Raw genomic sequence first — 15,233 nt, forward strand, 5'->3', positions numbered from 1 at the left:
CTCAGCTGGATAGAGTACTCGGCTACGAACCGAGCGGTCGGAGGTTCGAATCCTCCTGCGCCCACCACTTTCATAAACAAGCCGACATTAAGTAGGTTTTTTTGTGCCTAAATAAAGTGAAATGTAAACTACCACTCCTGTAGCCGCAGAGCTTGCTCGCGTGAGAAGCGGAAGCTTCTAATCACTGATACTTTATTTACGAGCTTTGCTCGTCGCGTCAGCAAGCTGCACGCCTACAAGTAAAACCAGCCCTAATCTTTAAATCTAAACTCCGAGTTTATTTATCCGTTGTAGACGCTGAGCTTGCTCGCGTGAGAAGCGGAAGCTTCTAATCACTGATACTTTATTTACGAGCTTCACTCGTCGCGTCAGCAAGCTGCACGCCTACAAGTAAAACCAGCTCAAATCTTTAAATCCAAACTCCGAGTTTATTTATCCGTTGTAGACGCAGAGCTTTGCTCGTCGCGTCAGCAAGCTGCACGCCTACAAGTAAAACCAACCCTAATCTTTAAATCCAAACTCCGAGCTTATTTATCCGTTGTAGCCGCAGAGCTTGCTCGCGTGAGAAGCGCCAGCTTCTAATCACTGTATCTGCTCAAGTCCACTAACCCTTTTCTAAAGCTGCTCTTTAATATTACCTATGTTATTTTAAACGCCTTGTTTAAAAGGATATTGCAGTATGTTCAAAACCCTATTTATTACGTTATTTTTTATTTTTAGCGCTATTTGTATTTCCAGCGCACAAGCCAACGAAGCTAATAACTCACTTATGGTAGGTGCGCAGCAATATGCTAAATATTTACCGCAGTTAAAAAATAAACGCGTAGGGCTAGTAGTTAATCAAACATCAATGGTAGGGCAAACTCACTTAGTAGATGTGCTGCTGACTAAAAATATTAATATAACTAAAATTTTTGCACCTGAGCATGGCTTTCGCGGCGATCATGATGCGGGCGCCCATGTAAAAAATGCCGTTGATAGCAAAACCGGTATTCCGCTTATTTCTATTTATGGTAAAAATAAAAAACCAAGCCGAGCTGCTTTAGCCGATGTTGATGTCATTATTTTTGACATTCAAGATGTCGGAGTGCGTTTTTATACCTACATAAGCTCTATGCACTACATGATGGAAGCCGCTGCAGAGCAGGGGATAGAATTTTTAGTACTCGACAGACCCAACCCAAATATTGCCTACGTTGATGGGCCAATATTAGAGCCAGAATTTAAATCGTTTGTAGGCATGCACCCAATTCCTGTGTTACACGGCATGACCGTTGGCGAACTTGCCAAAATGATCAAGGGCGAGGGCTGGATCAATAAAGCGCCCGATTTAAAATTAACGGTGATCCCTGTTGATCATTACACTCGCAAAAGTACTTACAGCTTGTCTGTAAAACCCAGCCCTAACTTACCTAACGATCAAGCCATTGCGCTTTATCCATCACTTTGCTTTTTTGAAGCAACACCTATCAGTATTGGTAGAGGCACCGACTTTGCATTTCAAGTAATTGGCTATTCGCCAGTTGCATTAGGTGATTTTAATTTTACACCGCGCGCAATTAAAGGCGCTGCTTTAAACCCTAAATTTAAAAACCGAACCGTACAAGGGCTCGATTTAAGACAAGCAAACATTACAGGCCTAAATTTAACTTACTTAATAAATGCGTACACGGAGCTTAGTAAAAATAACATCTCATTTTTTGAGCGCGCTGACTTTATGGATAAACTAGCGGGTACTAATAAATTGCGCTTAGCTATTGAAGCAGGGCAATCAGAGGCGCAAATAAAACAAAGCTGGCAGGCGGGACTTGCGCAATTTAAAGCGCAAAGAGCGCCTTACTTGTTATATAAATAAGGGCTAAGCATGTTTATTGCTTTAAAAAATCAAAGGTGTAGTTATATAAAAAAAGTATTTATAGCTACGTTAAGCCTTATTGTTGTGGGTTGTAGTACACCACCTGAGCCTATTAGCTCGGTGCTACCACTTACAAAGAGCCAACTTGTAGAGCTGCCTAATGCACAAGTGGTTGTAACGTTTCCTGAGGTAAACCCAAGTAGCCGGTTTTATGTAAATAACCGAGGAACGTTTAAAGCTTACAAAGGGCGCGGGCAATTATTAATACAAAACCACAACGCACAAAGCGCCGATATTTACATTAATAATCAAAAGCTCGACGTTAACCAGCTAAGCGCCAACACCTTATACAATTACAGTTTGGCAAAAAATACTCACAATGGTGTTAATACTTTTAAAGTTGAAAATATTTTCCCTGTTGGCGCAAGTTTAACGCTAAGTTTTGCATTTCCTACTTTAAGCGATGAGCCAATAAAGCTCGTAGATTTTAGTGAAGTAGATGAATTAATTGAGCGTGATGTAAAAGCGGGTTTTCCTGGGGCTGTGTTGGCCGTTGTTAAAAATGGTGAACTAATAAAATTAACCGCCTATGGCGATGCAAAGCAATATCAGCAAAGTGATTTAATGCTACTCCGCCCAGAGCCCATGCAAACTAATACCTTGTTTGATCTTGCCTCAAACACCAAAATATTTGCCACCAACTTTGCACTAATGAAATTAGTAAGCGAAGGGCTGTTAAATATTAATAAACCCGTGCAAAGCTACCTAAGCGAATATAAAGGCGAAGGCCGAGCGAAGCGCACAGTAAAAGACTTACTCACTCACAGCGCCGGATACCCGCCAGTATTTGACTTTCACCGTAAAGATGGCAGCAATGGCGACGCGTTTTATTCGCAAAACAGTAAAACCACCAAACAGCTATTACTTACCAGCGTGCCTTTTAGTAGTAAATCATCTGGGCAGCATGTTTACTCAGATATTGATTACATGATTTTAGGCGTACTAATTGAGCGCATTACAGGGCAGCCCCTTGACGAGTACCTAGAGCAGCAAGTGTACGCGCCACTAAAATTAACTAACACGTTATTTAATCCACTTAAAAAAGGCTTTAAGCCGCAGCAATTTGCAGCCACCGAGCTTAGCGGCAACACACGAGACGGGCGCATTAAGTTTGATAATGTTCGCACCGGAGTTTTACAAGGCCAAGTGCATGACGAGCGCGCTTACTATTCTCTTGATGGTGTAGCAGGGCATGCGGGATTATTTAGTAATGCCCACGACTTAGCTGTGCTTTGCCAGCTATTATTAAATAGCGGTGGCTACGGTGACCAACAATTATTTAGTGCCAGTGCCTTAGCACAATTTTTAACGCCGCAAAGCAGCGATGAAACTTACGGGCTTGGCTTTAGGCTTGCCGGTAACAACCAAGCAAGGCGTTGGCACTTTGGCCCTTATGCAAGCGCGCAGGCTTATGGCCACACAGGTTGGACAGGTACAGTGACCGTAATTGATCCCGCTTACGACTTGGCTATTGTTTTACTTACCAATGCTCGCCATAGTGCAATTAAAGGCTCGCTAAAACGTTACGAATTTATAGGCAAACAATTTGAAACCGCACAGTACGGATCGGTGGTGTCGCTTATTTATGAAGCGTTACTAAATCAATAAGCTATCGTATAGGTTAAAACGTACTAACCGTGCCACCTTAAGTGATTTATTTACAGGTGACTTGAGTAAGCCAATCCATTAAGCTAAGCGGTCTATAAAACTAAGCCGGTTTATGTTGTTAGGCTTAACAAATAAGCGTTAAAACGCGTACAAAGCGAGGTTTACTCGCTAATAATTAAGGTTAACTTTTTATGCATTGGTATTCTATTTTACCGCCGCTAATTGCGATTGCTATCGTGTTTTGGCGAAAAGAAGTGATTATGGCGCTACTTGTTGCTGTTGCTTCTTCTGAGTTTTTACTCGCCTTTCAGGGCGAAGGTAATAGCTTGTTTGATACTTTTTTAAATACCATTGAACGTATTATTTCGGTTGCCAGCTCGCCAGGTAATACACGCATATTAATATTTAGTATTTTAATTGGTGCACTGCTTGCCTACATTCGCGAATCTGGCGGCGTTGCAGCAACTGTTAATATGCTAATGAACAAAGGCATTGCAAAAAGTAAGCGCCAAGTGGGCTTTTTAACCATGTTTACCGGCATTGCGGTGTTTATAGAATCTAACCTGAGCGTACTCACCTCGGGTATTTTATCGCGAGGCTTGTTCGACAAATTTAAAATGAGTCGAGCGCGTCTAGCGTATATTATTGACAGCACCAGTGCGCCAGTGTGTATTTTAATACTACTTAACGGCTGGGGCGCATTTGTACTTGGTTTGTTAGGTAACTACGAGCTAGGTGAGTCGGCTGTATCGGTATTGTGGGGCAGCGTTGGGTATAACTTTTACGCCATAATTACCCTTGTTATTGTTTTTTACACAATCGCGTTTGATAAAGTGCACGGTCCAATGAAAGAAGCCGAAGAAAAACTAGAGCTTCAAACAACCGACTTAAAAGATGAAATAAAAGCCTCTAAAGCGCGTTACATGTTAATCCCGCTTATTACGCTTATTACCAGCATGGTTGGCTTTATGTACTACACCGGTAATGGTGTACTAGCCGAGGGCAGCGGTTCTAAATCAGTATTATATGCAACGGTTTTAGCCATTGTTGTTGCTTACTTTTTAATGATTGGCTCACGTAAATTTACCCATCATCAATTAGTTGATACCGGTTTTAAAGGTATGGGCGAATTAATGCCGTTAGTCGCCATTGTACTGCTTTCGCTTACACTTGGCGCAAGCTTAAAAGAATTGGGTACTGGAGTATTTGTAGCGTCGCTTGTTGGCGACTACCTACCTATTTACTTAATAGTACCGGTGCTGTTTTTAACCGGTGCAGTAATGTCGTTTACTACGGGTACATCGTGGGGCACGTTTGCTATATTAATCCCAATTGGTGTGCCACTTATTCAAGCGCTAGGTTTACCACCATCGCTTGTGGTAGGCGCTATTTTGGGTGGTGGTATATTTGGCGATCACTGTTCGCCTATATCCGACACCAGCGCTGTATCGGCTATTGCATCGGGGTGTGACTTACTCACCCACGTTAAAACGCAGCTACCATATGCCTTATTTGGTGGCGGCCTTACGTTTTTAGCGTACTTAGTAACAAGCATTATTGTTTTATAAAATACAATTGCTTAAATAGTCAAAAGCCGCTTATTGCAGGCTTTTTTGTTTATTAAAATTATAAATGAATACTCTTCAATAGAATGAAGCTAAATTGACAAGGTGGGATTGTCCTCGTATATTTATGCCCATAATGGAATTTAAATATATTAGGGATAAAAATGGTAAAGGAATACATTGTAAAAAAAGGTGATACATTATGGGATATATCTTCTAAGCACTTAGGGTCTCCAATGGAATGGCCTAGGTTGTGGAGGTTTAATAACCGAAAAGAAGTTTTAGCTATTACTAATAAGCCTATAACTAATCCTGACCTAATTTATCCAGGGCAAAAAATACTTATACCCTTGCTTGGCCAAGCGATTAAAAATCAAAAAGATATAGGAAAACCTCAAGTAAGGCCTAAGAAATCCCCCTCAGAAAATCTGAGAACATTAAAATCTCCAATTACTATTAGCTATAAACTAGATGATATAACACATCCTCCTATCGTTTTACCCAATGCTATCGTAGAGGTTAAAATGACGGGTAACATTACTTTGTCTAGTGTGGATAAATACCCTGTTAATTATGTAGTGAATGATAAAAAATTAGAAGCAACTGTCTCCTCTCAAGCAAATAAAGCTTTTGGATCGTTAATTGGCGAAACGAAACTAGCTTTCGACAAAAAAACTAATGAGTTAACTCTTGGAACTAATATTGTTTCTAAAAGTACCACACCAAATAGACCAACTACCTCGGTGGGAATAGAAATGACGTCTAGCTCTCCGATACCTAAATTGAAATATGAGGTGCGACTTCAGCAACTAAAAGGAAAAATAAATCAATTCAATTATATTGCTGAAAATGTGTCATTTGTATTAGAGGTGACATTTACATCTGCTGGTGATATTGGTACACGGAAAGGGAAACCGGATAACTCAACCCCTTGGGATAAGATTGTGGCCGTTGGGTTATTTGCTGGGGCAACTGTAATTGTTGTAGGGACTATTGTTGAGGATTACGTTACATTTGGTGCAGGTGTTGCAGATGATCCTGCTAGTTTTGCATTGGCTGCGGGTATGACTGCTAGGGGGGTTGCTTTATGGGGAACAGCGAGGGCTGTCGTAATATCAGCATCATTACCAGCGGTTGTTAGGTTTACTATTTCAGTAGTACCAGCTGCAACACTTAGACATGCACATTAAAGTAGGCCATACATGAAAATTAAAGCTTTTATTGTATTTACTTTATTACTATTTATCTACGGATGCTTAGATATAGAAAGTGAAATAGAACAAGCTAATAGGTTAGCAGAAACATACCAGCTCAATATAAAAACAGATAATCCAAAGCAATTTTATTCGAAAGATTTTACCGAAGAAGAGGGAAGTTTAGCGAATGTTGAAGTGACTATAACCTCTTTAGATAGTGCACCTGAAACTCTTGATGGGATTGAGTCTGCCTTGGGAGTTTACCCAGAAGGATTTATTTCTGAAGTAATTGATACTATCTATATTGCTGGCTCTATAACTATTGAAGGTGCTGCGGCTGGCGGAACTTATGGTTCTAGGTGGATAGCTTTATCTAATGTTGCACAATGGAATGGAACAAAAGCTAACTATGAAAATGCGCATCGTGGAGTACATCATGAACTTAGTTCACTCATATTTAATAACTCACCATTTAGCGTAATGACATGGCAAAGTTTATTAAATAGAGATTGGAAACCTGCAAAATCAAATTTTGAGGCACTTACAAAAGATGAGTTAGCGCCAGATTATAGCGCGGGCTTTTTATCTGATTATGGTAAAACATCTATGGGTAATGATTTTAATATTTACGCCGAATTTGCTTTTGCAGAGCCTGAAAAACTACGAGAACTCGCTGCAACGTATCCGATTATAGCTAAAAAGTTGAGTGTATTTATTACCGCGTATACGCAGTTTTCGGCCAAATATCAGCAAAACTTTGAAGATTATTTTGCGAGAACGGGTTTAAGCGATGTTGCCGTAGAACCTGATAATGTAGAAATGACGATTCATTTAGACGTGAGTAACGTTAAGCCACAAATAATTAGATAGTGCTTTGTAATTAGTATATTACGTTTGTAAAATTGTTTAGTATTTAATATGAATTTATACAAGTTGAATAAAAAACAATCCAAATATTTGTTTTTAGATATTAATATTATTGACCAACATGATATAATTTTGACCATAAAATGATTAATAAGGATATTTTAGTGGATATAATTATCGGCCAACATGCGCTAAAGAAAAAAACACAGCTAACGCAACTTTCTGAACGTGCGATTGGTAAAGCCTTTAAAGATCAAGCTGCTTTAGCAATACAAATGACGCAATGTAGTGCAGCTGTTTATCGTCGATTACAACGTACTTATAAATCAACTGTAACGCCACGCGATGAAAAAAGAGTTAAAGCAGGTGGCTTAAGTACACAATCAGTTACTTTTTCAACAAGTAATAGTAGCCAAAAATCCTTTAATAGCTTACTTCCTGCAATGCGAGGAAGAGGTGCACCTACAAATACTTCAAAAACGTCAAATGATGTTGCAGTTGCTTCTAATCAACCACAAGCAGTTAACTTACTAGCTTTGTTGCACCCGGTTATAAGTGGCGACATAATGAAAACGGGTAATGCTGTTGAAAAAACAGCGACTATATTAGGGCTAGTAACAACGACTGTTGGTTTTGTAGTTCCAGGCGGTGGAGCTGTTTCATCAATTGTTAGTTGGGTAGGAAGTGGTGCTACGTATTCAGGTTTTTCAATGTCTAGAATTCGCTCTGATGCGCCAGACCGAGCTTATCACCAACTAACAAATTATATTACATGGCTAGCCGCTTGGAATAAAAAAGCGTGTGAGTTAATTGATATAGCAGATCCTAATGGTCAATGGACCTTTAGGGATATCGAGCATGGACTTTCATAAGATTAGACTGTAAGCAGCGTTTTAAAAGAAAGTGTAAGTACGTTATACCTGTAACTTACGATTATTGAAAAGCCTGCTTAATTGCAGGTTTTTTGTTTTTAAAAACAAATAAAGTTAAGTTGAATGGAGCTAAGCTAAGTAATATTAAGTTCAATAACACTCTCTCTATTATCTAAACCACTTAAATATAGACTTAATTACCCGTATTTATATTTTTTAGGTTATTGTATAGCATGAGCTTTAAGCTTTTTAATAGCTATAAATTCTTACTTTTTAGTACCAATTCGCTTAATTAAGTGATCTATTTTGAGGCTGGAAAAACGTGTTGATAGCTAGGCAAAAAAATCGCTACTTAGTTGTTCTAAATGAGAATTTTTTTAACGCCGATAGCGACACGTTTAGCCCCGTAAAATGATTAAGTATTATTGCGGATTGGTATAACTCATATAAGGCTGTAAATCCACACTATGTTTGCAATTGATAATATCATTCTCGTTAGTGCCATATTAATTTTACTAGGAGTGATCTCGAGCAAGTTATCTGCACGCGTTGGCTTACCTGTGCTGGTGCTATTTTTACTTGTAGGCATGCTCGCAGGTGAAGATGGTATTGCAGGTATTTCGTTTGATAACGCAGAGGCTGCACATGCTTTGGGTACTCTTGCGCTTGCCATTATTCTATTTGATGGCGGTTTACAAACGCCTACCAGTTCAATTAAACAAGTGTGGAAACCCGCGTCTGCTTTAGCAACTGTCGGGGTGTTATTTACCGCTGTAATTACAGGCCTTGTGGCCACTTATATTTTAGACCTGCCCATATTACAAGGTGTATTACTGGGCGCTATTGTTGGCTCTACAGATGCCGCAGCAGTGTTTGCACTTTTACGAAGTGCAGGTATTCACTTAAATAAAAAGCTTAAATCTACCCTTGAAATAGAAAGTGCATCGAACGATCCAATGGCTATTTTTCTAACGGTTGGATTGCTCGAAATGCTCGTTAATGACATGCCAGTAGGGTTGGGCTTACTGCAGTTATTTGCTCAACAAATGGGTGTTGGCGCTATTTGTGGTCTTTTAATTGGTAAGGTATCGGTTTGGTTTATTAATCGAATTAAACTAAATGCATCGGGTTTGTACTTAGTGATGGTAACCGCATTTGGACTGCTTTCTTTTGGCCTTTCTGCAACGCTCGGCGGCAGTGGATTTTTAGCTGTATTTATAACAGGCGTCATTTTAGGTAACAGTAAATTTGTATATAAACGCGGTATTTTTCTGTTTCATGACGGCTTAGCATGGCTTGGGCAAATAACCATGTTTGTTGTATTAGGACTCCTTATTAATCCGTCGTCGTTGGTTGATGTATGGTTAGAAGGATTGCTTATTGCACTAGCACTTATTTTTGTTGCTCGGCCATTAGCGGTAGCGCCTATTTTAAAACTGTTTGGCTTTAATAATCGCGAAACCCTGTTTGTATCTTGGGTTGGCCTTAGAGGCTCAGTACCCATTATTTTAGCTATATTTCCATTATTATTTGGCCTTTCAGGGGCTGAACTTATTTTTAATGTTGTTTTTTTCGTGGTGTTAATTTCAGCCACGTTACAGGGCTCAACAATGCCTTGGATGGCTAAAAAACTAAATTTAGTAGAGCCGCCGCCCGACCTAGCCGCTGCAACACTCGAAATCACAGCCCTAAACGATATTGATATAGAAATTGTAGAATACACCTTAAGTGACGTTTCTCGGGTTTCTGGGCGCAGCTTGTCACATGCCGCACTTCCTGAAAGTGTGGTTGTTGCTATGATCACACGGGGTCCGTCAATCATACCGCCACGAGGCTCAACTAAGTTAAAAGCAAATGACCACTTATTTGTTGTTTTAAAACCAGATAACAGACCTTTTGTTGATTTAGTTTTTACAGCAACCGATAAAACAAACCACCAAGATAGCCACTTAGCCCACAACGAACTTAAAGTGAAAGGGGTAACGTTGGTAGGTGATATATTTTACTCTTATCACATGCAAATAGATGCCCCAGAAGAGATAAGCTTGGAAGAAGTGATCAACCAAAAGCTTTCAGGAGAAGTCAGTAAAGGCGATATTGTTGTTATTGGTAATGTGCAAATACGCGTTATAACCATGGTACATACACGCATAGTTACCATTGGCTTAAAGTACTTAAATAATCCAGAAAAGCGACTTTTAAAGCAGTAATCATTAACAATGATTTATTTAGCGCTAGGCTCACGTTTATAGCGTACGTAGGTTGGGTTGAGTGGCACGAAACCCAACGTGTCTCCAATGCAATAAGCACACTCAAAGCTAGTTATATGTAGTGTTTGTTGTAGGCGCATAGCTTGCTGGCGCGTCGGGTGTTAGCTCGGAGAACTCAGCGGCGATCGTTTTATATTGCACTATGGAAAAAAGACTATTTAAAGGGAATTAAATGAAAGAAATTAAAGAATTCAATTGGAGTAAAGCAACTAAGCCTCCATTAGAAGAATATTTCCCAGCAGATAAATTAGACAGAGCGCGCTATGCTATGTTTCTATCAAAACTTTTGGTTCAAGAGGGTTTTGATGAGAGTCGTACTGAAGCAGAACAGAAGCGAAATTATGTATTAAATTTAAATGCAGAGTGGGGCGCGGGGAAAACATATTTTCTAAAACGTTGGTCACAGGATTTAGCTGTAGATTATCCCATTGTTTATATTGATGCATGGCAGCAGGATTATTCGGACGACCCGTTTTTAACTGTAATTGCCGCAATAATTGAGCAACTAGGTAAACAAGCTTCATTTACTATTAAAATACCTAATAAAGCAGCATCAATATTTAAGGCTGTAGCACCTGCAATAGCGCAAGGGTTAACCAAAAAAATATCAGGCATTGATCTAGCAGAGCTTAATACATTATTATTTTCTGAAGAAGATGAAGAGAGTGAGGACAAAGATTCTGTAAAGCAAAATAGCTCCGAATTTTCACCAGCTATAAAAGCTTTAGCACAAAACTTGATTAAAGATCATGAAGCTAAAAATAAAAGCGTTGAAGTAATCAAAGCTAAGTTAGCTGATTGGGTCAGTAAGTTTGAAAAGCAGGAAGATAAGTCGTTACCCATATTTATTTTTATTGATGAATTAGATCGTTGTCGCCCAAGTTATGCAGTAGAAATGTTAGAGACGATTAAACATATTTTTGATGTTAAAGGTATTGTGTTTGTTGTAGCAACAGATACAGAACAACTCCAACATACAATCAAATCAATTTATGGTGAAGGCTTTGATGCTAAGATTTACCTAGGCCGTTTTTTTAATAGCCGCTATAGCTTAAAGCGACCTGTTTTAAATGATTTTTTATCAGTACACAGCGATATTACTAAATTTGAATCTGGGTACTTAGAAAGTAAAGATATTGAGATACTCCCTCGGACAAAGACACCCGAAGCCGCTTTAGCTAATATCTCAGTTGTATTAGATGCATTCCAGGTATCTCCAAGAACAGCCATTCAAATTACTGAGCGCATTACAGCAATTATTGTAAATTTACCAAGTGGTAAAAAAGTTGATGTAATTGTGCTCGCTATTTTGTTTTGTATCCATGAAAAAGACCACCCACTTTATGAAGAAATAATTAGTGGACTATTTCAGCGGAAAGAACCAAATAGTAAGGGTAATATGCAAAATATAAGTTTAAGCAGCTTTTTACAAAAAAATATTTTGGAAAAACATTTTTCGGCCGAGTTAACCTATTTTATTGACCCTGACTCATATACGAATCAATTTTACCATGACAATTTGGGTACAAAAGTAAGTGATTACTATGAAGACGATTATCCTATTTCACTATCTAAATTTATTGAGAATATTTTTTGCAGTATTTTTGTCTTAGAATCAAGTGCTTATGATGTTTGGATTTCTGATAGCGATGACGGTTTAACTGAGTTGCAAAACGCAGAAAAGAACCTAGCTCAGCATTCAATGCGAATTTCTCCAGAAGTTACTTTATTATGGCTTGAATATATCTATATCAAAGATGAATACAACAAAATTACTAAAGAGCAATATCGTGATTTTATAGAGCTTTCCTCACCATTAGATTACATGGGCGATAGTTAACTATCTCTGTGCAGCGCGAAGCGCCTCTGTGTTCTCGGTGGTAATATTTATCTAAATTACCACCAACCTAAACTGAGCCAAACCACCTAAGCCCCACATTGCCTAACCCCATTTCCCGCATGTTTAAGCGCAATAATCTGCCCTTTACCGTTATGCGCCATAGCGAGCATATCGCCTGTATTTATATTGCTTTCTACCGCGTGTTTACCCTTTAAATCACTCAACAGTGACTGCTTAATTTGCACGAGCACTTCATCATTGCAGCTGGCTATGTACCAGTCGTTATCTACCTTCACTAGAGTGCCGTATTCTATATGGCGTTGTTGGTGGCGGCGTAAATCGTTAGCTAATTGGCTATCGAGTGCGTCTTTTTGCTCTGTAATAGAGCTTGCGTAGCTACCAGCTTGGTTTATTTCGTGTGTTTTAATAATTGAATAGTCGTGAATGTCTATGGTGTTAAATACGCTGTTAAGCACGCTTTTAGGCGCGTGGCTAATGCTATCGTTATTATCAAACACAATAAAAGCAAATACACCCAGTGCGCAGGCAAGGCTGGTTAGCTGTAGCGTAAAGCCGAGCTTTTTAGGCTTTGTGTGCGTGGCCTTTTTAAGTAAAGATTTTTGCTGAGCGCTTGTAAGTGTTGTGCGCTCTTTTCGCTCTTTGTAGTGTTGTGTGAGCTTTTGATCAAACGGCTCATCAGGCTTGTTCATTGTTTGCTCCTAATAAACGTTTAAGATTTTGCTTGGCGTAGCGCAGCCTTGTTTTAATGGTCTCAAGGCTGCTTTGCGTTATAAGTTCTATGTCGGCGAGCGAAAAGCCTTCTTGTTGCAAGGTTATGGCTTCGCGCTGTACAAAGCTAAGTTGTTTTAGGGCGGCGTCGAACGCGTCGTAACTTATGTTTGAGCTGCCTATAGTTAAGCCACTTTCGCTTTTATCATTTTGTGCTGCTAAATGCGTGTTTTCGTCAAGCTCTACAAAGTGCTGTTGCCTGCGGTATTCGTCAATGAGTGTGTTGCGGGCAAGTTTAAACAACCACGCTTTGGGTGTGGTTTGGGCTTGGTAAAGGTGGCGTTTTTCGATTACTTTTAGCCATGTTTGTTGGCTTACGTCGTATGCTAAATGCGTATTAGATTGCGTAACAAGGTAGTGGTATAAGTCGTTACTGTAGAGGGCAATAAGCTGCTCTAAGTAACGATTGTCGCCACTTTTTGCGTAACTTGCCATGCAGTCCTTGCTTGGCGTTTCAAATAACCATGACTTAATACTTAGTAGCATAGGCGTTTAGTCCGTTAAATAGAGTTATCTAATTTAAAATCGAGCTGTACAGTTTGACCTGTTTGTAATTGTGCCACACCTTCAATTACTTTGGGGCGATATTTCCAGCGTTTAATTGCTCTTATTGCTTCGCGATCAAAGGTACGTTTTGGCTCGGCGTTAATAACTACTGGGTCGATTACTTCCCCCGTTGGCGAAATACTAAAGCTTAGTTGCACCCAACCTTCAATACCATCGCGTGCTGCTGTGGTTGGGTATTTAGGGTTTATGCGCACTATGGGTGTTGCATCCCCTGTTGGGCGATTAATGGTGTTGTTAATTTCGCCACCAAAATCGTCAATTGTAACCGGCGTAAAGTCGTTAATTGCCAACACAGGATCGGCTGATGTATCAAGCGGTGGAGCTTTTTGCGGCACTTTAGGCATCGGCGGTGGCGGCTGTATTTTTTGTATATGCCTTAGCTTTGAATCCTCAGGTGCTTGAAAAATCTCTACTATAATATCGTCCCCTGGTTTAACCGGTGCGCGTTGCTCGCCACTTATTAAATATTGCATAAACGCAAAAGCTGCAAAGGTCATAGCGGCGCCGCCGATAACGGCAGTCGATGTTTTAATAAATACTGGGTTGTTAGGTACTTCAAGTGTGTGCATAAGCCGCTCCAAATTTTATTGACCACTACAATTAGGGTATTTTCAAAGCTATAACGGGTGGCAAATCAAAAAGGGGTGAAATAATTTTATAAAAAATGTGGGGTTTAGTTACAATAGCCATTCGCAAATATTAAAACTTAACTTTTTAGGCTGTTATGCAACTCATTGAAATAAATAAAGCACGTTACCGTAAACATTTAAACCGTGTTATTGCAGGATGTGGTATTGGTTTGGCTGTAGGCAGCTTGGCTATATCGCAAACGCTGATTGCTTTATTTCCTGATGAAAGTGGTAGCCACTTTCATTGGAACTTAATAGGTGTTGCTATTACTAGCGTTGGGCTTGCGTGGTTACTTCATAAATACCGTACACATACGTTTATGACAGAAGTTGTTTATGTGTGGGAGCTTAAAAAAGCACTTAACAAAATAACCCGTAAAATGGCTAAGTTAAAAGCTGCTGGCCGTGAAGGTAATGCCGATGCGTTATTAGCGATTCACTATAGCTACGCGGGCTCTCGGTTATTGTGGCAGTTAGACGATAACCTAATCACTATGGACGATTTAGCCATTAAACAAGCTGAGCTTGAATCTGTTGCAGCGCAACATAACGTAACGCTTAACGTTGAAGATTACGACGCAAGTATTTTAAAACAGTTTTAAAGCTTAGGTTTTTAAATTAGTTAGAGGAGCCTTAATGAAAAAAGTACTCATAGTTTGTTTAGGTAATATTTGCCGCTCGCCAACCGCAGAGGCGGTATTAAAAGCCCGCGCTAAAAAGCTAGGTGTTAACGTTAAAGTAGATTCGGCAGGGACTATTGGTTACCACGAAGGTAAAACGCCTGATAGTCGCTCAATGGCAGCAGGGGAGAAGCGCGGTTACAGCTTTAAAGGTATTTATTCACGTAAAGTACGCACAATCGACTTTACTGAATTTGATTTAATTTTAGCGGCCGATACGCAAAATTTAGCTGATTTAACAGCGCAATGCCCTGAGCATTTACGCTATAAGCTGGAGCTATTTTTAGAATATGGCGAGCAAGCCCAAAGCGCTATTCCCGATCCTTATTACGGCGGCGATGATGGCTTTGAAAATGTGCTCGATTTAATAGAAGCGGCTAGCGATAAAATACTCGCTAAAATTTAATCCCTATTTTATTACTAAAGCTAAATTTA

At 39.6% G+C, this 15,233-nt stretch carries 13 protein-coding genes; 10 read left to right on the plus strand and 3 right to left on the minus strand.

Features of this window, described 5'->3' with window-relative positions:
• Nucleotides 1-679 precede the first annotated feature (679 nt).
• The 8 genes from I6E72_RS18140 to I6E72_RS18175 all read left to right on the plus strand — a co-directional run bounded on the left by I6E72_RS18140 (nt 680) and on the right by I6E72_RS18175 (nt 12,133).
• On the plus strand, nt 680-1,855 hold the full coding sequence (locus tag I6E72_RS18140) for an exo-beta-N-acetylmuramidase NamZ family protein (protein WP_197113587.1): 1,176 nt from the start codon (nt 680-682) through the stop codon (nt 1,853-1,855).
• A 9-nt stretch (nt 1,856-1,864) separates the two neighbouring features.
• Nucleotides 1,865-3,523: a penicillin binding protein PBP4B gene (pbp4b, locus tag I6E72_RS18145; protein ID WP_197113590.1), complete on the plus strand. Its 1,659-nt coding sequence runs from the start codon at nt 1,865-1,867 to the stop codon at nt 3,521-3,523.
• 191 nt (nt 3,524-3,714) lie between these two features.
• Nucleotides 3,715-5,091, plus strand: a complete 1,377-nt coding sequence (locus I6E72_RS18150; protein ID WP_007583783.1) for a Na+/H+ antiporter NhaC family protein — start codon at nt 3,715-3,717, stop codon at nt 5,089-5,091.
• Between the two features lie 161 nt (nt 5,092-5,252).
• Nucleotides 5,253-6,278 (plus strand): LysM peptidoglycan-binding domain-containing protein, encoded by a 1,026-nt coding sequence (locus I6E72_RS18155; protein ID WP_197113593.1) that lies wholly within the window; start codon nt 5,253-5,255, stop codon nt 6,276-6,278.
• A gap of 12 nt (nt 6,279-6,290) precedes the next feature.
• A complete protein-coding gene (locus I6E72_RS18160; protein ID WP_197113596.1) occupies nt 6,291-7,154 on the plus strand; it encodes a hypothetical protein in 864 nt (287 codons plus the stop codon).
• 161 nt (nt 7,155-7,315) lie between these two features.
• Nucleotides 7,316-8,023 carry a hypothetical protein gene (locus I6E72_RS18165; RefSeq protein ID WP_024599053.1) on the plus strand — a complete coding sequence of 236 codons (708 nt, stop codon included), beginning with the start codon at nt 7,316-7,318 and terminating at the stop codon, nt 8,021-8,023.
• A gap of 467 nt (nt 8,024-8,490) precedes the next feature.
• Nucleotides 8,491-10,233, plus strand: coding sequence for a potassium/proton antiporter (locus I6E72_RS18170; protein ID WP_197113599.1), 1,743 nt, complete (start codon nt 8,491-8,493; stop codon nt 10,231-10,233).
• A 232-nt stretch (nt 10,234-10,465) separates the two neighbouring features.
• Nucleotides 10,466-12,133 (plus strand): KAP family P-loop NTPase fold protein, encoded by a 1,668-nt coding sequence (locus tag I6E72_RS18175; RefSeq protein WP_197113602.1) that lies wholly within the window; start codon nt 10,466-10,468, stop codon nt 12,131-12,133.
• Nucleotides 12,134-12,219: 86 nt separating this feature from the next.
• Here I6E72_RS18175 and I6E72_RS18180 read toward each other — a convergent pair whose 3' ends face one another.
• The 3 genes from I6E72_RS18180 to I6E72_RS18190 are packed head-to-tail and all read right to left on the minus strand — an operon-like array spanning nt 12,220 to nt 14,058.
• Nucleotides 12,220-12,843: a hypothetical protein gene (locus I6E72_RS18180; protein WP_197113605.1), complete on the minus strand. Its 624-nt coding sequence runs from the start codon at nt 12,841-12,843 to the stop codon at nt 12,220-12,222.
• Nucleotides 12,830-13,408: a sigma-70 family RNA polymerase sigma factor gene (locus I6E72_RS18185; protein ID WP_170072940.1), complete on the minus strand. Its 579-nt coding sequence runs from the start codon at nt 13,406-13,408 to the stop codon at nt 12,830-12,832. Before I6E72_RS18185 ends, I6E72_RS18180 begins: the two co-directional genes overlap by 14 nt.
• A 14-nt stretch (nt 13,409-13,422) precedes the next feature.
• Complete coding sequence (locus I6E72_RS18190; protein WP_197113608.1) at nt 13,423-14,058, minus strand: energy transducer TonB; 636 nt, start codon at nt 14,056-14,058, stop codon at nt 13,423-13,425.
• A 155-nt stretch (nt 14,059-14,213) separates the two neighbouring features.
• Between I6E72_RS18190 and I6E72_RS18195 the strand changes: the two genes are divergently transcribed.
• Nucleotides 14,214-14,720, plus strand: a complete 507-nt coding sequence (locus I6E72_RS18195) for a DUF3087 domain-containing protein (protein WP_007583795.1) — start codon at nt 14,214-14,216, stop codon at nt 14,718-14,720.
• Nucleotides 14,721-14,754: 34 nt separating this feature from the next.
• Nucleotides 14,755-15,204: a low molecular weight protein-tyrosine-phosphatase gene (locus I6E72_RS18200; protein WP_197113611.1), complete on the plus strand. Its 450-nt coding sequence runs from the start codon at nt 14,755-14,757 to the stop codon at nt 15,202-15,204.
• The last annotated feature ends 29 nt before the right edge of the window (nt 15,205-15,233 follow it).

Source organism: Pseudoalteromonas sp. NSLLW24 (assembly GCF_015864725.1).
GTDB classification, from domain to species: Bacteria; Pseudomonadota; Gammaproteobacteria; order Enterobacterales; family Alteromonadaceae; genus Pseudoalteromonas; species Pseudoalteromonas arctica.

Excerpts from the sequence above, each read along its gene's own strand:
- I6E72_RS18140 (WP_197113587.1), top strand. The coding sequence starts at position 680 with ATGTTCAAAACCCTATTTATTACGTTATTTTTTATTTTTAGCGCTATT.
- pbp4b (WP_197113590.1), top strand. The coding sequence starts at position 1,865 with ATGTTTATTGCTTTAAAAAATCAAAGGTGTAGTTATATAAAAAAAGTA.
- I6E72_RS18150 (WP_007583783.1), top strand. The coding sequence starts at position 3,715 with ATGCATTGGTATTCTATTTTACCGCCGCTAATTGCGATTGCTATCGTG.
- I6E72_RS18155 (WP_197113593.1), top strand. The coding sequence starts at position 5,253 with ATGGTAAAGGAATACATTGTAAAAAAAGGTGATACATTATGGGATATA.
- I6E72_RS18160 (WP_197113596.1), top strand. The coding sequence starts at position 6,291 with ATGAAAATTAAAGCTTTTATTGTATTTACTTTATTACTATTTATCTAC.
- I6E72_RS18170 (WP_197113599.1), top strand. The coding sequence starts at position 8,491 with ATGTTTGCAATTGATAATATCATTCTCGTTAGTGCCATATTAATTTTA.
- I6E72_RS18175 (WP_197113602.1), top strand. The coding sequence starts at position 10,466 with ATGAAAGAAATTAAAGAATTCAATTGGAGTAAAGCAACTAAGCCTCCA.
- I6E72_RS18180 (WP_197113605.1), bottom strand. The coding sequence starts at position 12,843 with ATGAACAAGCCTGATGAGCCGTTTGATCAAAAGCTCACACAACACTAC.
- I6E72_RS18185 (WP_170072940.1), bottom strand. The coding sequence starts at position 13,408 with ATGCTACTAAGTATTAAGTCATGGTTATTTGAAACGCCAAGCAAGGAC.
- I6E72_RS18190 (WP_197113608.1), bottom strand. The coding sequence starts at position 14,058 with ATGCACACACTTGAAGTACCTAACAACCCAGTATTTATTAAAACATCG.
- I6E72_RS18195 (WP_007583795.1), top strand. The coding sequence starts at position 14,214 with ATGCAACTCATTGAAATAAATAAAGCACGTTACCGTAAACATTTAAAC.
- I6E72_RS18200 (WP_197113611.1), top strand. The coding sequence starts at position 14,755 with ATGAAAAAAGTACTCATAGTTTGTTTAGGTAATATTTGCCGCTCGCCA.